Source organism: Mycobacterium sp. (assembly GCF_019247635.1).
In the GTDB taxonomy this organism is placed as follows: domain Bacteria; phylum Actinomycetota; class Actinomycetes; order Mycobacteriales; family Mycobacteriaceae; genus Mycobacterium.
Window position 1 is genome coordinate 1 of record NZ_JAFBAR010000095.1, and the last position, 17,250, is coordinate 17,250.

The 17,250-nt window shown below is 66.5% G+C and carries 15 protein-coding genes; 10 read left to right on the forward strand and 5 right to left on the reverse strand.

The window, feature by feature from the left end; all coding sequences use genetic code 11:
- From uvrC to JO236_RS15765, 5 genes are all read left to right on the forward strand, one after another.
- Positions 1-1,913 (forward strand): excinuclease ABC subunit UvrC (uvrC, locus tag JO236_RS15745; protein WP_293332025.1); only part of this gene is annotated, 1,913 nt, incomplete at its 5' end.
- Complete coding sequence (rapZ, locus tag JO236_RS15750) at positions 1,910-2,794, forward strand: RNase adapter RapZ (RefSeq protein WP_293332028.1); 885 nt, start codon at positions 1,910-1,912, stop codon at positions 2,792-2,794. The genes uvrC and rapZ, both read left to right, overlap by 4 nt.
- The gene (gene yvcK, locus JO236_RS15755) at positions 2,791-3,855 is read left to right on the forward strand and encodes a uridine diphosphate-N-acetylglucosamine-binding protein YvcK (protein WP_293332031.1); all 1,065 of its coding nucleotides are present in this window, start codon (positions 2,791-2,793) and stop codon (positions 3,853-3,855) included. Before rapZ ends, yvcK begins: the two co-directional genes overlap by 4 nt.
- A complete protein-coding gene (whiA, locus tag JO236_RS15760; protein ID WP_293332034.1) occupies positions 3,852-4,829 on the forward strand; it encodes a DNA-binding protein WhiA in 978 nt (325 codons plus the stop codon). Before yvcK ends, whiA begins: the two co-directional genes overlap by 4 nt.
- A 21-nt stretch (positions 4,830-4,850) precedes the next feature.
- Positions 4,851-6,239 carry a WS/DGAT/MGAT family O-acyltransferase gene (locus JO236_RS15765; protein ID WP_293332037.1) on the forward strand — a complete coding sequence of 463 codons (1,389 nt, stop codon included), beginning with the start codon at positions 4,851-4,853 and terminating at the stop codon, positions 6,237-6,239.
- Here JO236_RS15765 and JO236_RS15770 read toward each other — a convergent pair.
- From JO236_RS15770 to JO236_RS15780, 3 genes are read right to left on the reverse strand one after another with little or no spacing between them, the layout of a single operon-like run.
- A complete protein-coding gene (locus tag JO236_RS15770; protein WP_293332040.1) occupies positions 6,232-7,491 on the reverse strand; it encodes an alpha/beta hydrolase in 1,260 nt (419 codons plus the stop codon). The two genes, JO236_RS15765 and JO236_RS15770, sit on opposite strands and share 8 nt — an antisense overlap.
- Positions 7,488-9,110 carry an acyl-CoA ligase FadD12 gene (gene fadD12 / locus JO236_RS15775; RefSeq protein ID WP_293332043.1) on the reverse strand — a complete coding sequence of 541 codons (1,623 nt, stop codon included), beginning with the start codon at positions 9,108-9,110 and terminating at the stop codon, positions 7,488-7,490. Before fadD12 ends, JO236_RS15770 begins: the two co-directional genes overlap by 4 nt.
- 3 nt (positions 9,111-9,113) lie before the next feature.
- On the reverse strand, positions 9,114-9,845 hold the full coding sequence (locus JO236_RS15780) for a 1-acyl-sn-glycerol-3-phosphate acyltransferase (RefSeq protein WP_293332141.1): 732 nt from the start codon (positions 9,843-9,845) through the stop codon (positions 9,114-9,116).
- A gap of 265 nt (positions 9,846-10,110) precedes the next feature.
- On the opposite strand from JO236_RS15780, the gene JO236_RS15785 reads away from it, so the two are divergent.
- The gene (locus JO236_RS15785; RefSeq protein WP_293332046.1) at positions 10,111-10,476 is read left to right on the forward strand and encodes a hypothetical protein; all 366 of its coding nucleotides are present in this window, start codon (positions 10,111-10,113) and stop codon (positions 10,474-10,476) included.
- A gap of 46 nt (positions 10,477-10,522) precedes the next feature.
- Complete coding sequence (locus JO236_RS15790; protein WP_293332049.1) at positions 10,523-12,262, forward strand: DUF3556 domain-containing protein; 1,740 nt, start codon at positions 10,523-10,525, stop codon at positions 12,260-12,262.
- Between the two features lie 43 nt (positions 12,263-12,305).
- On the opposite strand, the gene JO236_RS22540 is transcribed toward JO236_RS15790, so the two are convergent.
- Positions 12,306-12,953, reverse strand: a complete 648-nt coding sequence (locus JO236_RS22540; RefSeq protein ID WP_416362262.1) for a beta-xylosidase — start codon at positions 12,951-12,953, stop codon at positions 12,306-12,308.
- 940 nt (positions 12,954-13,893) lie between these two features.
- Between JO236_RS22540 and gap the strand changes: the two genes are divergently transcribed.
- Genes gap through tpiA form a run of 3 tightly spaced genes read left to right on the forward strand, consistent with a single transcriptional unit; the run spans position 13,894 to position 16,948 of the window.
- Positions 13,894-14,913, forward strand: coding sequence for a type I glyceraldehyde-3-phosphate dehydrogenase (gap, locus tag JO236_RS15800; RefSeq protein WP_293332052.1), 1,020 nt, complete (start codon positions 13,894-13,896; stop codon positions 14,911-14,913).
- A gap of 2 nt (positions 14,914-14,915) precedes the next feature.
- The gene (locus tag JO236_RS15805) at positions 14,916-16,166 is read left to right on the forward strand and encodes a phosphoglycerate kinase (protein ID WP_293332055.1); all 1,251 of its coding nucleotides are present in this window, start codon (positions 14,916-14,918) and stop codon (positions 16,164-16,166) included.
- Positions 16,163-16,948: a triose-phosphate isomerase gene (tpiA, locus tag JO236_RS15810; RefSeq protein WP_293332058.1), complete on the forward strand. Its 786-nt coding sequence runs from the start codon at positions 16,163-16,165 to the stop codon at positions 16,946-16,948. Before JO236_RS15805 ends, tpiA begins: the two co-directional genes overlap by 4 nt.
- Positions 16,949-17,008: 60 nt before the next feature.
- Here tpiA and secG read toward each other — a convergent pair whose 3' ends face one another.
- The gene (gene secG, locus JO236_RS15815) at positions 17,009-17,242 is read right to left on the reverse strand and encodes a preprotein translocase subunit SecG (RefSeq protein WP_293332061.1); all 234 of its coding nucleotides are present in this window, start codon (positions 17,240-17,242) and stop codon (positions 17,009-17,011) included.
- Positions 17,243-17,250: the final 8 nt, after the last annotated feature.

Sequence of the window (17,250 nt, forward strand, 5' to 3'; positions counted from 1 at the left end):
AGCCCGGCGTATATCGATTCCGGGACCAGTACGGCCGGGTGATCTACGTCGGCAAGGCCAAAAGCCTGCGCAGCCGGCTGACCTCCTATTTCGCCGACGTCGCGAGCCTGCACCCGCGGACTCGGCAGATGGTGACCACCGCCGCCAAGGTGGAGTGGACGGTGGTCAAAACCGAGGTCGAGGCGCTGCAGCTGGAATACAACTGGATCAAGGAGTTCGATCCGCGATTCAACGTCCGTTACCGCGACGACAAGTCGTATCCGGTGCTGGCCGTCACCCTCAACGAGGAGTATCCCCGGCTCATGGTCTACCGGGGGCCGCGTCGCAAAGGCGTGCGGTATTTCGGGCCGTACTCGCACGCGTGGGCCATCCGTGAAACGCTCGACCTGCTGACGAGGGTGTTTCCGGCGAGGACCTGTTCGGCCGGAGTGTTCAAGCGGCACAGTCAAATTGACCGCCCCTGCCTGCTCGGCTACATCGACAAATGCTCGGCGCCGTGTGTCGGCCGGGTCAGCGCCGAGCAGCATCGCCGGATCGTAGAAGACTTCTGCGACTTCCTGTCGGGCAAGACGGACCGGTTCGCCAAAGAGCTGGAACACAAGATGCACGCGGCATCCGACCAACTCGACTTCGAGCGCGCGGCACGCCTCCGTGACGACCTCGGCGCGCTGAAGCGCGCCATGGAAAAGCAGGCGGTGGTGCTCGGCGACGGCACCGACGCCGACGTGGTGGCCTTCGCCGACGACGAACTGCAGGCGGCGGTGCAGGTGTTCCACGTCCGCGGCGGGCGTGTTCGCGGCCAGCGCGGCTGGATCGTCGAAAAGCCCGGGGGCCCGGGCGAATCCGGCGAGGAACAGCTGGTCGAGCAATTCCTCACCCAGTTCTATGGCGACCAGGTGGAACTGGACGGCGCCGCCGACGGGGCCGCCAACCCGGTTCCGCGCGAGGTGCTGGTGCCGTGCCTGCCGTCCAACACCGAGGAGTTGGCAACCTGGCTGTCGAGTCTGCGCGGATCCCGGGTCGCCATCAGGGTGCCGCGCCGTGGCGACAAGCGGGCGCTGGCCGACACCGTGCACCGCAACGCGAAAGATGCCCTGCAGCAACACAAGCTGAAGCGGGCGGGCGACTTCACCGCCAGATCAGCGGCGCTGCAGAACATTCAGGAAGCGCTGGGTCTGGCCGAGGCCCCGCTGAGGATCGAGTGCGTCGACGTCAGCCACGTGCAGGGCACCGACGTGGTGGGCTCCCTGGTGGTGTTCGAGGATGGACTGCCCCGCAAATCGGACTACCGGCACTTCGGCATCCGGGAAGCAGCGGGCCGAGGCCGCTCCGACGACGTCGCCTCCATCGCAGAGGTGACCCGCCGCCGGTTCCTACGCCACCTGCAAGACCAGAATGATCCGAATCTCCTTTCCCCAGAAGGCAAATCGCGCAGGTTCGCCTACCCGCCCAATCTGTACGTGGTGGATGGCGGTGCGGCACAGGTCAATGCGGCCAGCGCGGTGCTCGACGACCTCGGCATCACCGACGTCGCGGTGATCGGTCTGGCCAAACGGCTGGAAGAGGTGTGGGTGCCCTCGGAGCCGGACCCGATCATCATGCCGCGCAACAGCGAGGGGCTCTACCTGTTGCAGCGGGTGCGTGACGAGGCGCACCGGTTTGCCATCACCTACCATCGCAGCAAGCGATCCAAGCGGATGACGGCATCGGCGCTGGACGCGGTGCCCGGATTGGGAGAGCATCGTCGGAAGGCTTTGGTGACCCACTTCGGATCGATAGCCCGCCTCAAGGAGGCCACCGTCGACCAGATCACTGCCGTTCCAGGGATCGGGGTGGCCACGGCCACCGCGGTCCTCGAGGCGCTGCGACCCGAACCCCGGGAGGCCAACGGCTCCGGCGGAGCTCAACAATGACCGTCGAGGAAACACCGGCCGACATCGACGTCGTGCTGGTGACCGGCCTGTCGGGAGCCGGGCGCGGCACCGCGGCCAAAGTGCTCGAGGACCTGGGCTGGTATGTGGCCGACAATTTGCCACCCCAGTTGATCACCCGGATGGTCGATTTCGGGTTGGCGGCCGGGTCCCGCATCACCCAACTGGCCGTGGTGATGGACGTGCGGTCCCGCGGATTTACCGGCGACCTGGACGAGGTGCGCAATGAACTGGCCACCCGCAACATCACCCCCCGGGTGGTGTTCATGGAGGCGTCCGACGACATGCTGGTCCGCCGCTACGAACAGAATCGACGCAGCCATCCGCTACAGGGCGAGCAGACCCTGGCCGAAGGCATCGCCGCGGAGCGACGGATGCTGGCCCCGGTTCGGGCCACCGCCGACCTGATCATCGACACGTCGACGCTGTCGGTTCGGGGCTTGCGGGAAAGCATCGAGCGGGCCTTCGCCGGCGGCGGCGCGGCGACCACCAGCGTCACGGTCGAATCGTTCGGTTTCAAGTACGGCCTGCCGATGGACGCCGACATGGTCATGGACGTCCGGTTCCTGCCCAATCCGCACTGGGTCGACGAGTTGCGCCCCCTCACCGGCCAACACCCGGAGGTTCGCGACTACGTGCTCGGCCAACCCGGAGCGGCCGAGTTCCTCGAGACTTACCATCGATTGCTATCCCTGGTTGTCGACGGCTATCGCCGGGAAGGGAAGCGCTACATGACGATCGCGGTTGGCTGCACCGGCGGCAAGCACCGCAGTGTGGCGATCGCGGAAGCGTTGATGGGATTACTGCAGTCCGATCTGCAACTGTCGGTGCGGGTGTTGCACCGGGACCTGGGTCGCGAATGACGGACTGCATAGTGGCGCTGGGCGGCGGACACGGCCTGCACGCGACGCTGTCCGCGGCGCGCCGCCTGACGCCCCATGTCACAGCGATAGTGACGGTCGCCGATGACGGGGGCTCCTCGGGCCGGCTGCGCAGCGAACTGGAGGTGATACCGCCGGGTGATCTGCGAATGGCGTTGGCGGCCTTGGCATCCGACAGCCCATATGGGCGCCTGTGGGCCACCATCCTGCAGCACCGATTCGGGGGCAGCGGCGCCCTGGCCGGACATCCGATCGGCAACCTGATGCTGGCCGGCCTCAGCGAAGTCCTGGGCGACCCGGTCGCCGCGCTCGACGAACTCGGGCGGATCCTCGGCGTCAAGGGTCGGGTGTTGCCGATGTGCCCGATCGCCCTGCAGATCGAGGCCGACGTGTCGGGCCTGGAGGCCGACCCGCGGATCTTCCGGTTGATCCGCGGGCAGGTCGCCATCGCGACCACGCCGGGCAAGGTGCGGCGGGTCCGATTGCTTCCGGCCGATCCGCCGGCCACCCGGCAGGCCGTCGACGCGATCATGGCCGCCGATCTGGTGGTGCTGGGGCCCGGGTCGTGGTTCACCAGCGTGCTTCCGCATGTGTTGGTGCCGGGACTGGCCGCGGCCCTGCGAGCCACCACGGCCCGACGGGCGCTGGTGCTGAACTTGGTGGCCGAGCCGGGGGAGACGGCCGGTTTCTCGGTGGAGCGGCACCTGCATGTGCTGGCCCAGCACGCGCCGGGATTCACCGTCCACGACATCGTGATCGACGCCGAACGTGTGCCCAGCGATCGGGAACGGGAACAACTGCGCCGCACCGCGACACTGCTGCAGGCCGAGGTCCACTTCGTCGATGTGGCCAGACCTGGTACACCTTTACATGACCCAGGCAAGTTGGCGGCAGCCCTGGATGGGGTGCGGGTGCGCGACAAGCGTCCGGCAGGGCCAACAACGGCGGCCACCGAGGAGTTGCGGATTGGCGGCGAGCGTCAGCAGACCGGTGTGCCTGGACCGGGGAGCGATGGACCGAGGGGTGACGACGCGTGGCGATGACGACCGAAGTCAAGGACGAGCTGAGCCGTCTACTGGTGAAATCGGTCAGCGCCCGGCGCGCGGAAGTGACGTCCCTGCTGCGGTTCGCTGGTGGGCTGCACATCGTGGCCGGCCGGGTGGTGGTCGAGGCCGAGGTGGACTTGGGCAGCATCGCGCGGCGGTTGCGCAAGGACATCTATGACCTCTACGGCTACAACGCGGTTGTGCATGTGTTGTCGGCCAGCGGGATTCGCAAGAGCACTCGCTATGTGCTGCGGGTTGCCAGCGATGGTGAGGCGCTGGCACGTCAGACCGGGCTGCTCGACATGCGCGGGCGGCCGGTGCGCGGGCTGCCGGCCCAAGTCGTGGGAGGCAGTGTCGCCGACGCCGAAGCCGCGTGGCGAGGGGCATTCTTGGCACATGGTTCGTTGACCGAGCCGGGACGGTCTTCGGCGCTGGAGGTCAGTTGCCCAGGGCCGGAGGCTGCGCTTGCGTTGGTGGGCGCGGCGCGCCGGCTGGGCGTCAGCGCCAAGGCCCGCGAGGTACGCGGCGCGGATCGCGTGGTGGTGCGCGACGGCGAGGCGATCGGCGCGTTGTTGACCCGGATGGGTGCCCAGGACACCCGCCTGGTCTGGGAGGAACGCCGGATGCGGCGCGAGGTGCGCGCGACGGCCAACCGGTTGGCCAACTTCGACGACGCCAACCTGCGCCGCTCGGCACGGGCCGCGGTGGCGGCGGCGGCCCGGGTGGAGCGGGCGCTGGACATACTCGGCGACGGCGTGCCGGATCATCTGGCCTCGGCCGGCAAGCTGCGCGTCGAGCACCGGCAGGCGTCCCTGGAGGAATTGGGCCGGCTCGCTGACCCGCCGATGACGAAAGACGCTGTGGCGGGCCGTATTCGGCGGTTGCTGTCGATGGCCGATCGCAAGGCGAAGGTGGAAGGCATTCCCGATACCGAATCCGCGGTGACGCCGGACCTGCTGGAGGATGCCTGACGTGCGGGCTACGGTCATGGCATGAAGCGGCTTTCGAGTGTTGACGCAGCGTTCTGGTCTGCCGAAACGGCGGGCTGGCATATGCACGTCGGTGCATTGGCGATCTGCGATCTCACCGATGCTCCCGACTACAGCTTCCAGCGACTGCGCGAAATGCTGATCGAGCGGTTGCCGGAGTTGCCGCAGCTCCGCTGGCGCGTTACCGGCGCCCCGCTCGGGCTGGATCGGCCCTGGTTCGTCGAGGACGAGGACCTCGATATCGACTTCCACCTTCGCCGCATCGGCGTCCCTGCCCCGGGTGGCCGGCGTGAGGTCGACGAGTTGGTGGGCCGGTTGATGTCCTACAAACTGGACCGCTCCCGACCGCTGTGGGAGCTGTGGGTCATCGAGGGCGTCAAGGGCAACCGGATCGCGACGCTGACCAAGATGCACCACGCCATCGTCGACGGGGTTTCGGGAGCGGGCCTGGGCGAAATCCTGTTGGACGTCACCCCCGAACCCCGACCGGCCAACAAGGAGACGGTGGGTTCGCTGGTGGGATTCCAGTTGCCCGGCCTGGAGCGGCGCGCGCTGGGTGCGCTGTACAACGTGGCGGTCAAGACGCCGTTTCGGATCACCAGACTGCTAGAGCAGACGGTTCGGCAGCAGATCGCCGCGCTGGGCGTGAGCCAGAAACCGCCGGGCTACTTCGAGGCGCCCAAGACCCGATTCAACGCGACGGTGTCACCGCACCGGCGGATCACCGGGTGCCGCGTCGAGCTGGAGCGCGCCAAGGTTGTCAAGGACGCCTATGGCGTCAAACTCAACGACGTCGTGCTTGCGCTCGTAGCCGGCGCCGCCCGCGAGTACCTGCTGAAACACGATGAGCTGCCGGACAAACCGCTGATCGCCCAGATCCCGGTATCGACGCGCACCAGCGAAAGCAAGGACGAAGTCGGCAACAAGATCAGCTCGATGACCGCGTCGTTGGCCACCGACATCGAAGACCCCGCCAAACGAATCAAGGCCATCCACGAAAGCACGCAGAGTGCAAAGGGAATGGCCAAGGCGCTCTCGGCGCATCAGATCATGGGCCTCACCGAGACCACGCCGCCCGGGCTGCTGCAGCTGGCGGCGCGTGCGTATACGGCGTCGGGGTTATCGCACAACCTGGCCCCACTGAACCTGGTCGTGTCCAACGTTCCCGGGCCGCAGATGCCGTTGTACATGGCCGGCGCCAAGCTGGAGTCGCTGGTGCCACTCGGGCCGCCGGTGATGGACATCGCCCTGAACATCACCTGCTTCTCCTACGAGAAGTACCTGGATTTCGGCTTCGTCACCACACCCGAAGTCGCCAATGACATCGACGAGATGGCGCGTGCCGTGGAACCGGCGCTGACCGAACTCGAGAAAGCGGCGGGACTCAGGTAGCCGCGGGCGGGTTGGTCGCGTACACCCAGGACAAAAACCGGGCGACGGCCTCGGCGGACTTATGCGCTCGTGGTGAGCCGAAGATGTCGAAAGCGTGTTGGGCGTAGGGCAATTCGGCGTAGGCGACCGGGGCCTTGGAGACTTGCCGCAGTTCGTCGACGAACTCGCGCGCCTCTTCCACCGGGATCAGCGAGTCGTTGCTGCCGTGCAGCACGAAAAACGGTGGCGCGTCGGCTTTTACGTGCTGGATCGGGGACGCGTCCAGATAGATATCCCGGTGGGTGGCGAGTTTCTGCTTGACTACCATCCTTTCCAGGATTTCGACGAAGTCGGCGCGGCCCTTTGCCTCGGTGGAAAACCAGTCGTAGCGCCCGTAGAACGGGACGGCCGCGACCACCGAGGTGTCGGCCTCTTCGAAGTCGGGCTGAAATGCGGGATCGTTCTGCGTCAGGGCCGCCAACGCGCAAAGATGGCCGCCGGCCGAACCACCGCTGATCGCAACGAAATTCGGGTCGCCACCGTAGGCCGCGATGTTCTCCTTGACCCAGCTCAGCGCGCGCTTGACATCGACGATGTGGTCGGGCCAGGTGTGCACGGGAGCGACTCGGTAGCTGATCGACACGCACACCCAACCGCGGGCAACCAGGTGGCTCATCAGGGGATACGCCTGGGGCCGACGCCACCCGATCATCCACGCGCCGCCGGGCACCTGTAGCAACACCGGCGCCTTGCCGTCGCGCGGCAGGTCGCGGTTCCGCCAGATATCAGCCAGGTTGGCCCGCCCGTGCGGTCCGTAGGACACGATGTTGGTCTTCTCCACGTAGCGCCTGCGTGCCACCGCTGTTCGCAGCGGGAGGTTGCGTCGGCCACTCTTGGTCGGCTGGGTGGGGAGCTTGCTCAGTTCCTCGGCGTACTCCGGGCCCAGCTGTTCGGTCAGCCCCGACTCCAGCACCGGGCCGGGGGTGGTGGTACCGCGGTAGCGGATCACGCCCAGGATCGCCCAGGACGCGGCCGTCAGGGCCAGCGCCGCTTTGCCTTTCGGCCCGGCGAAGTCGCCGCGGCGACCGCGGCGCACGACGTCCAGCGCGGACGCGGTGGCATACAGGCCCGGCACCTCCGAGGTCGGCCACCCGAACCAGAACACCGGCACCGCGGCGTAAGCGTTGCGGGTCAGCGGGCGTAATCCGTTGGCGGCGTTGAGGAATTCCACCAGCCCGCGGGTCAGCGGCCGCCGCGTTAGCCGAAATTTCATGAGTCCCCCACCCGTGCCTTGAGTTCGTTGCGCAGGATCTTGCCGGTGTTACCGCGGGGCAGCTCGTCGAGGATCGAGAGTTCCCGAGGCACCTTGTAATTGGCCAGGTTTTCCCGGACGTGCTGCTTGAGGGCCTCGACGTCGGCCGACGCGCCGGGCTCGAGCACCACGAACGCCGCCAGTCGCTGGCCGTATTGCTCGTCGTCCACACCGATCACCGCGGCCTCCGCGACGTCGGGATGTGCCGTCAGCGTCTTCTCCACCTCGATCGGGTAGACGTTCTCGCCCCCGGAGACGATCATCTCGTCGTCCCGCCCAACGACGAAGAGCCGACCGGCCTCGTCGAGGTAGCCGACGTCACCGGAGGACATGAAGTCGGCGTGGAAATGCTTGGTCTTGCCGGATGTGTAGCCGTCGAACTGGGTGTCGTTGCGGACGTAGATCGTGCCGACTTCGCCGGTGGGCATTTCGTTGAAATCTGAGTCCAGGATGCGGATTTCGGTTCCGCCAGCCGGCCTGCCCGCGGTGTCGGGGGCGGCCCGCAGGTCGGCCGGCGTTGCGGTGGCGATCATGCCGGCTTCGGTGGCGTTGTAGTTGTTATAGATCACGTCCCCGAACTGATCCATGAACGCGATGACGACGTCGGGTCGCATCCGGGAACCGGATGCGGCGGCAAAGCGCAACGATCGTCCGCTGTAGCGGCCGCGGACTTCGGCGGGCAACTCCATGATGCGGTCGAACATCACCGGCACCACCGCCAGACCTGTTGCCTGGTAGCGATCGATCAGGTCCAGCGTGGCCTCCGGGTCGAATTTGCGGCGGGTGACCACCGTGCAGGCCATCGACGCGGCGAAGATCAACTGCGAAAAGCCCCACGCGTGAAACATCGGCGCCACGATCACGATGGGTTCCTCGGCCCGCCAGGGTGTGCGGTCCAGGATCGCCTTGAGTGTTCCAACTCCAGCTCCGCCGCCAGATTGCTTGGCGCCCTTGGGCGCTCCGGTGGTGCCCGAGGTCAGCAGGATCACCTTGCCTTTGCGGCCGGTGCGCTCGGGCTGCTGGCCGATGTGCTCGGCGATGAGCTTCTCGACCGTGCGGTCGTGCTCGCCGTCGGTCCATGCCACGATGCGCGTCGCGTTCGGCTTGTCGGCCAGCGCGCGGTCCACCGTTGCGGTGAATTCCTCGTCGTAAATGACAGCGTCGACATCCTCGCGGTTGACCACGTCGGCCAGCGCCGGTCCGGCGAACGATGTGTTCAGCAAGAGGATGTCGGAGCCGATGCGGTTGGCGCCCACCAACGCCTCGACGAAACCGCGGTGATTGCGGCACATGATGCCGACAACCTGTGGCTGGCCGGAGGGAAGGTCCTGCAGCGCGGCGCCCAGCGCGTTGATCCGCTCGTCGAGCTGGCGCCAGGTCAGCGTGCCCAGCTCGTCGATCAAGCCGGGCCGGTCCGGGCAGCGTTGCGCCGCGGTGGCGAAGCCCACCGTCATCCCCAGGCCTTCGCGGCGCATGGCCGCGGCCATCTTCAGGTAGCGGTCCGGCCGCAGCGGCGCGATCATCCGAGCGCGCGCCAGGGTGCTGATCAATCCGACGGTGTCATTGATACGAGATGCCATGGCTCAGCCCAGAATCGGGAAACGTCGGTGGGCGGCGAGATCGTTGAGGGCGTCCTGCATCACCGACCGCACGTGCTCGTCGACCTCGGCGACATCGGGATCCTCGCCGAACTCCCTGGCTATGTCGATCGGCTCGAGCACCTGGGTGACGATCTTGGCGGGCAGCGGCAGGTTGGGCGGGATCGCGGCGCTGAACCCGAACGGAAAGCCGAACGACAGCGGCAGGATATCTACGCGCATCAGGCGTTTCAGCTGTAGTGTCCGGGCCAGCCACCTGCCGCGGGAAAGGTAAAGCTGGGTCTCCTGCCCGCCGATGGACACCGCGGGCACGATCGGCACGCCCGCTTCGATAGCCGTGCGGACGTATCCCGTGCGACCGTTGAAGTCAATGACGTTTTCCGACACCGTCGGCCGGTACACGTCGTAGTCGCCGCCGGGAAAGACCACCACGACGCCGCCGGACCGCAGCGCCGCGGCCGCGTTCTCACGGTTGGCCCGGATGTAGCCGACCCGCCGGAAGAAGTCGGCCGTCGGACCCATGAAGATGAAGTCGTGGCTCAGCGTGTAGACCGGCCGGTCGTAGCCGAACTTGTCGTAGAAGGCGACGCTAAAGATCGGAACGTCCATCGGGAACTGGCCGCCCGAGTGGTTGGCGACCACCAGCGCGCCCCCCGGCGGAAAGGACTCCAGCCCGTGCACCTCGGACCGGAAATACGTCTTGAGGGCCCTGCGCATCAAGCCCGTCAGGCGCTTGGTCAGCCCGGGATCGAATTTGCCGATGTCACCGCTATCAGTCACCTTGCTCCTTGAGGCCGCTGGAAGACCGCTTGAGGCCCGCTGCGCGCGAGCCCCTCGATCGTAGCGACCGAAAATCCCACGTCCTCGCCCGCGGGCGGGAGAGTGATTTTCGTGACCGTCCGCTTCGTCGCTCGTCCATGGCGCCGTCCGAGGCGGTACGTTATCGTCCACTCAACATCAGACGCCGAGCTCGGGGAGACACATGGACGCGGCCACGCCTGGCGTTCGCGCCAACCGCCACCGCAGCGGCAGCAACCGGACGCCGCACTTCACTCATGGGAAACCCCTGCCGCCGCTGGCCAGGGACCTTTCCGCGGTGTCTACTCCGACGGCCGACCACCGTCAGGCCGCGTACTTTGTCCAGCTCCTCACCCAGCACCTTGAGCATGTCGAGCGCCGAATCGACAAGTCCCGCAAGGCAGTCACCGACAGTGGGGCCGGTGACGAGATCGACCACGTCCGCGGCTGTCTGACGCTCGTCGAAGAACAGGAGCGGCAAGCACTCGTGACCCTGATCGCGAAGCTGCAGCGGCGGTTCGTCGTGCCACGTGGGGGCGGGGGCTGCTAAGCCGAACCGCGATTTCGCGATGCGGGATGGATTAATATTCGCCCGCATGGGGTTCATGGCACCCGATCTTCCCGACGTCGACCCCGACATCTGGCCGACCCTGCCGCGGGCGACGCGGTTGCAAGTCGTGACCCGGCACTGGGCCGAACACGGCTTCGGTACACCCTATGCGGTGTACCTGCTGTACCTCTTCAAGATCGGTCTATACATCGCCGCGCCCGTTGCGATCATCTCGCTGACCCCGGGCCTGGGCGGGCTGGGGCACATCGCCGACTGGTGGATCCAACCGATCGTGTACCAGAAGGTCGTCATCTTCACGCTGCTGTTCGAAGTCCTGGGGCTTGGCTGTGGGTCAGGTCCGCTGACCGGGCGCTTTATGCCGCCGATCGGTGGGATCCTTTATTGGTTGCGCCCCAACACAATTCGCCTTCCCGCGTGGCCGGGCAAGGTTCCATTCACCCGCGGTGATACTCGCACGGTTGTCGATGTCGCCCTTTATGCCGTCGTCCTGACCGGTGCCGTGTGGGCGCTGTTGTCACCAGGGCGTGGCGGGCCGGTCACCGCCGCCGGTGATGTCGGTCTGATCAATCCGGTGCTGGTGTTACCGACCATCGTCGCCCTCGCTGTGCTGGGCCTGCGCGACAAAACCATCTTCCTGGCCGCCCGCGGCGAGCACTACTGGCTGAAACTGATCGTGTTCTTCTTCCCGTTCACGGATCAGATCGCGGCTTTCAAGATCATCATGCTCGGCTTGTGGTGGGGCGCAGCGACTTCCAAGCTCAACCACCACTTCCCTTATGTCGTAGCCGTGATGACAAGCAATAACGCGCTGCTGCGAGGCAGGCTGTTCATGCCGCTGAAACACCTGCTCTACCGCGACCATGTCAACGACCTGCGGCCGTCCCTGTTGCCCAAGCTGATGGCCCACGTTGGGGGCACCACCGCGGAATTCCTGGTGCCGACCGTCCTGGTCCTCGTCGCCGGCGATCAACCGTGGCGGTGGTTCCTCATCGGGTTCATGGTGATCTTCCACCTCAACATCCTGTCCAACCTCCCGATGGGAGTTCCGTTGGAGTGGAACGTATTTTTCATCTTCTCGCTGTTCTACCTGTTCGGCCACTATGCCGCGATCCGTGCCGTCGATTTGCGGTCGCCGCTGCTGCTGGCCATCCTGGTCGCCGCGCTCGCGATGGTCCCGATCGGAAACCTTTTCCCGGAGAAGATTTCCTTCCTGCCCGCGATGCGCTACTACGCGGGCAACTGGGCCACCAGCCTGTGGTGTTTCCGGGCGGGCGCCGAGGACAAGATCGAGGCCGACGTCGTGAAAAGCTCTGCGCTCGTTGTCAATCAGCTGGCCAAGCTCTACGATCCGGCGACCGCCGAAGTGATGTCCGACAAAGTCGCGGCGTTCCGGGCGATGCACACCCATGGCAGGGCGCTCAACGGCCTGCTGCCCCGTGCGGTCCCCGACGAAGCCGACTACAGGGTGCGCGAGGGTGAGGTCGTAGCCGGGCCGCTCGTCGGGTGGAACTTTGGTGAAGGCCACCTACACAACGAGCAACTCCTGGAAGCGGTGCAGCGACGCTGCAACTTCGCGGAAGGCGACGTCCGCGTGATCATTCTGGAAGGCCAGCCGATCCACATCCAGAAGCAGCGGTATCGGATCGTCGACGCCAAGACCGGTTTGATCGAGGCGGGCTACGTCGACGTCGCGGACATGCTGACCCGTCAGCCGTGGCCTGAACCTGGCGACGAGTTCCCGGTGCATGTGACCACGGGTGACTAAGGCGTTCGGTAGACGCCGAATGTCGGTAGTTACAGCGTCTGCCCTAACGCGCACCTGACGGGCCGGGCGGCAGTGGCTGACCGGGCACAGGCCCGGTAGTTGGCGCCGGACCAGTCGGCGCACCCTTACCGGTCCCGGACATGTCAACCACTGGACCGCCCGCCGGCAGCGGCGCACCGGCCGGCAGCGGCGCACCCGCCGGCCCGAGCGCAATCAGCGGAGTACCGACGGGCACCACCGGCGCCGGAACGCCTGCTGCCACCGGCGCACCCACTGGCACGGGAGCACCTACCGGCACCGCACCTGCCGGTATCGGGGCGCCGACGGGTACGGGGGCGCCTACGGGTACTGGAGCGCCAACGGGTACTGGCGCACCTGCGGGAACCGCACCCGCCGGCACCGGAGCAGCCGCCGGCACCGGAGCACCCGCCGGTCCAAGCTCGATCAGCGGAGCACCCACCGGTATGGGTGCTCCCGCCGGAGCCGCCACCGGTCCTGGCACGACCAGCGGAGCACCAGCCATATCAGTGAGTTGAGCGCCCGTCGTGCACGCTTGCGTGGCCGGCGCCCCGCCGGCGGCCGGCAGCGGTCCGCCGGCGCCTGGCAGTGGTCCGCCCGCGGCTGGCAGTGGTCCGCCCGCGGCTGGCACTGGCCCGCCAGGGGCCGGCAGTGGACCGCCGGCGGATGTCAGCGCTCCACCGGGGCCTCCCGCGGGTCCAGCTTCGCTCGCTGTGCACGTGTGGCAGCCGCCGGTGGCCGGCACTGGTCCGCTGTTGGCCGGCGCTGGGCCGCCGGTGGCCGGCGCTGGTCCGCTGTTGGCCGGCGCTGGGCCGCCGGTCGCGGGCAGGGGCCCGCCAGCGGCGGGCGCTGGCCCGCCGGCTGCTGGCAGTGGCGCGCCAGCGGCTGGAGCTGGTCCGCCGGCGGCGGTCAACGTTCCACCTGCGGCTGCCGCGGGTCCAGCTTCACCTGTCGTGCACGCGTGGCCGCCCGTCATCAGTGGGGTGGCTGCCGCGTTGGGGCTGAACGCTAGTGCGGCTCCGCACAACCCAGCGCTGGCAACTACTTTGATGTTGAACCAATCAAGGATCGCCATCAACGTTCAACTCCTCATATTCGCGCCCAGATATTCGCAATCAAGTGGTGCAGCAGAACCACAGCCGTACCGAAGTCGTCGTCTCGACGACCGACTAAATTGTGCAGAGGCCAGGTGGCACCCGACGCGCGCCGCACCGCGCCGTTTTCAAATGGTTACGTTCGGCCGACGCCGTCTCCCAACAGTGGCGTTGACCCTTTGAGCAGGAGCGTGTCCCGCAACCCAGCCGAGGGTCGGGCCAGTGCTGCGGAACTTGTGATATGTGCAACGTGCCTATCTCGACCCGCGGGGCTGCCGATCATTGAATACGGTTCGGTCACGGCGGTCATCGGCGACTTAAACGCCCACTACGACCGCCAATGGCGAAATTCCGGTCAAACCACGTCCGCCGCGGGCGCCATCCGCCGACGCCTGCCCTCGCAGGGCAAACGGAGCAAAGGCACGGGACTGTTACCGACGCCGCGACCGTTGCTGATCACTGATCTAGGCTGAGAGCGGTTCATCAGCGGAACGTTCAAGCAAAGACAGGGAGAGACACGTGACGGTCCGAGTAGGCATTAACGGCTTCGGTCGAATCGGACGCAATTTCTACCGGGCCCTCCTGGCGCAGCAGGAAGAGGGCATTGCGGATATCGAGGTGATCGCCGTCAACGACATCACCGACAACAACACCCTGGCGCACCTGCTGAAATTCGACTCCATCCTGGGCCGGCTGCCCCACGACGTGAGCCTGGAAGGCGAGGACACCATCGTGGTGGGCCCGGCGAAGATCAAGGCGCTCGAGGTGCGCGAGGGTCCGGCGGCGCTGCCCTGGGGCGACCTGGGTGTCGATGTCGTCGTCGAATCCACCGGGCTGTTCACCAACGCGGCCAAGGCCAAGGGCCACCTGGACGCCGGCGCCAAAAAGGTGATCATCTCCGCTCCGGCCACCGGCGAAGACATCACCATCGTGCTGGGCGTCAACGACGATAAGTACGACGGCAGCCAGAACATCATCTCCAACGCCTCGTGCACCACGAATTGCCTCGGGCCGCTGGCCAAGGTCCTCAACGACGAGTTCGGCATCGTCAAGGGCCTGATGACCACCATCCACGCCTACACCCAGGACCAGAACCTGCAGGACGGCCCGCACAAGGACCTGCGCCGTGCGCGCGCCGCCGGGCTCAACATCGTGCCGACCTCCACCGGGGCGGCCAAGGCCATCGGCCTGGTGCTCCCGGAGCTCAAGGGCAAGCTCGACGGGTACGCGCTGCGCGTACCCATCCCCACCGGTTCGGTCACCGATCTGACCGCCGAGCTCTCCAAGGCCGCCGCGGCCGACGAGATCAACGCCGCGTTCAAGGCCGCCGCCGAGGGCAAGCTCAAGGGCATCCTCAAGTACTACGACGCCCCGATCGTCTCCAGTGACATCGTCACCGACCCGCACAGCTCGATCTTTGACTCCGGCCTGACCAAGGTGATCGACAACCAAGCCAAAGTGGTGTCCTGGTACGACAACGAATGGGGCTACTCCAACCGCCTCGTCGACCTGGTGGCGCTCGTGGGCAAGTCGCTCTAACCGTGGCGGTACCGACTCTTAAAGACCTTCTGGCCGAAGGTGTTTGCGGCCGCGGCGTTCTGGTGCGCTCCGATCTGAACGTCCCGCTCGACGAGGACGGCGCGATCACCGATTCCGGCCGCATTACGGCGTCGGTGCCAACGCTGAAAGCGCTGCTCGAGGCCGGGGCAAGGGTGGTGGTCGCCGCCCACCTGGGGCGGCCCAAGGACGGTCCCGACCCGAAACTGTCGTTGGCGCCGGTGGCCGCCGCGCTCGGCGAGCAACTGGGTCAGCATGTGCAGTTGGCCGGCGATGTGGTCGGCACCGACGCGCTGGCGCGAGCCGAGGGTCTGACCGACGGCGACATCCTGCTGCTGGAGAACATCCGCTTCGATGCGCGCGAGACCAGCAAGGTCGACGGGGAAAGACTGGCGTTGGCGCAGCAGCTAGCCGAATTGGTCTCGCCGGGAGGCGCTTTCGTCTCCGATGGCTTCGGGGTGGTGCACCGAAAGCAGGCTTCGGTCTACGACGTCGCCACCCTGCTCCCGCATTACGCCGGAACTCTGGTCGACGACGAGATCAAGGTGCTAGAGCAGCTGACCAGTTCGACGAAACGCCCCTATGCGGTGGTGCTGGGCGGGTCCAAGGTGTCCGACAAACTCGGTGTCATCGAGTCGCTGGCAACCAAGGCCGACAGCATTGTAATCGGCGGCGGTATGTGCTTTACCTTCCTTGCCGCGCAAGGCTTTTCGGTCGGTAAGTCACTGCTGGAAGAGCACATGATCGACACCTGCCGCCGGCTGCTGGACACCTACGTCGACGTGCTGCGCCTGCCGATGGACATCGTGGTGACCGAAAAGTTCGCCGCCGACTCACCGCCGCAAACCGTTGCGGCCGACGCGATCCCGAGCGAACTGCTGGGTTTGGACATCGGTCCGGGATCGGTCAAACGGTTCACCACGCTGCTGTCCAACGCGGAAACCGTCTTCTGGAATGGGCCCATGGGGGTGTTCGAGTTCCCGGCCTACGCCGCGGGTACCCGGGGCGTGGCCGAAGCGATCGTCGCCGCCACCCGCAAGGGCGCGTTCAGCGTGGTCGGTGGCGGCGACTCCGCAGCCGCGGTGCGGGCACTCGACATCGGCGAAGACGCATTCTCGCACATCTCCACCGGCGGCGGCGCATCGCTGGAATACCTTGAGGGCAAGACGCTTCCGGGCATCGAGGTGCTTGGTGAGCCCCAACCCGGTCAAAACAAGGCCGAAGGAGATTCGTGAGTCGCAAGCCACTGATAGCCGGCAACTGGAAGATGAACCTCAACCACTTCGAGGCGATCGCGCTGGTGCAAAAGATCGCATTCTCGTTGCCGGACAAGTACTACGACAAGGTCGACGTCACGGTCCTCCCGCCGTTCACCAACCTCCGCAGCGTGCAGACCCTGGTCGACGGCGACAAACTGCGACTGACCTATGGGGCTCAGGACCTTTCGCAACACGAGTCCGGCGCCTACACCGGTGACATCAGCGGAGCTTTCCTGGCCAAGCTGGGCTGCAGCTTTGTCGTCGTCGGGCACTCCGAGCGGCGCACCTATCACGACGAGGACGACGCAGTGGTAGCCGAAAAGGCCGCGGCGGCACTGAAAAACGAGTTGACCCCGATCGTCTGCATCGGCGAGCACCTCGAGGTCCGCGAGGCGGGCAACCACGTCAGCCACTGCGAAAACCAGCTGCGCGGTTCGCTGGCCGGGTTGTCGGACAAGCAGATCGCCAACGTCGTCATCGCCTATGAGCCGGTCTGGGCGATCGGCACGGGTCGGGTGGCCAGCGCTGCCGACGCGCAGGAGGTGTGTGCGGCGATCCGCAACGAGCTGGGCACGCTGGCCACAGCGGAGATCGCCGATACCGTGCGGGTGCTCTACGGCGGGTCGGTGAACGCTAAGAACGTGGGCGACATCGTTGCTCAGGCCGATGTGGACGGCGGCTTAGTCGGTGGCGCCTCGTTGGACGGAGAGCAGTTCGCGACGCTGGCCGCCATCGCCGCCGGCGGCCCGCTGCCGTGAGCCACGGAGGTCAGTCGGTCAGCAGCGGGAGCAGCACCGCCTTTGTAGCGTTGCGGCGGGTTATTTGTACTTGATCAGCAGTCCCATGCCGATGATGGAGACCAGCCAGATCCCGGTGATGAACAGCGTCAACCAGTCCAGGTTCTTCTCCACGACGGTCGAGCCGGACAGGCTTGACTGCACACCACCGCCGAACAGCGTCGACAGGCCGCCGCCCTTGGCGCGGTGCAGTAGCACCAACAGCACGACCAGCACGCTGGTGACCACCAGGGTGATCTTCAGGGCCAATTCCATGCGAGCAG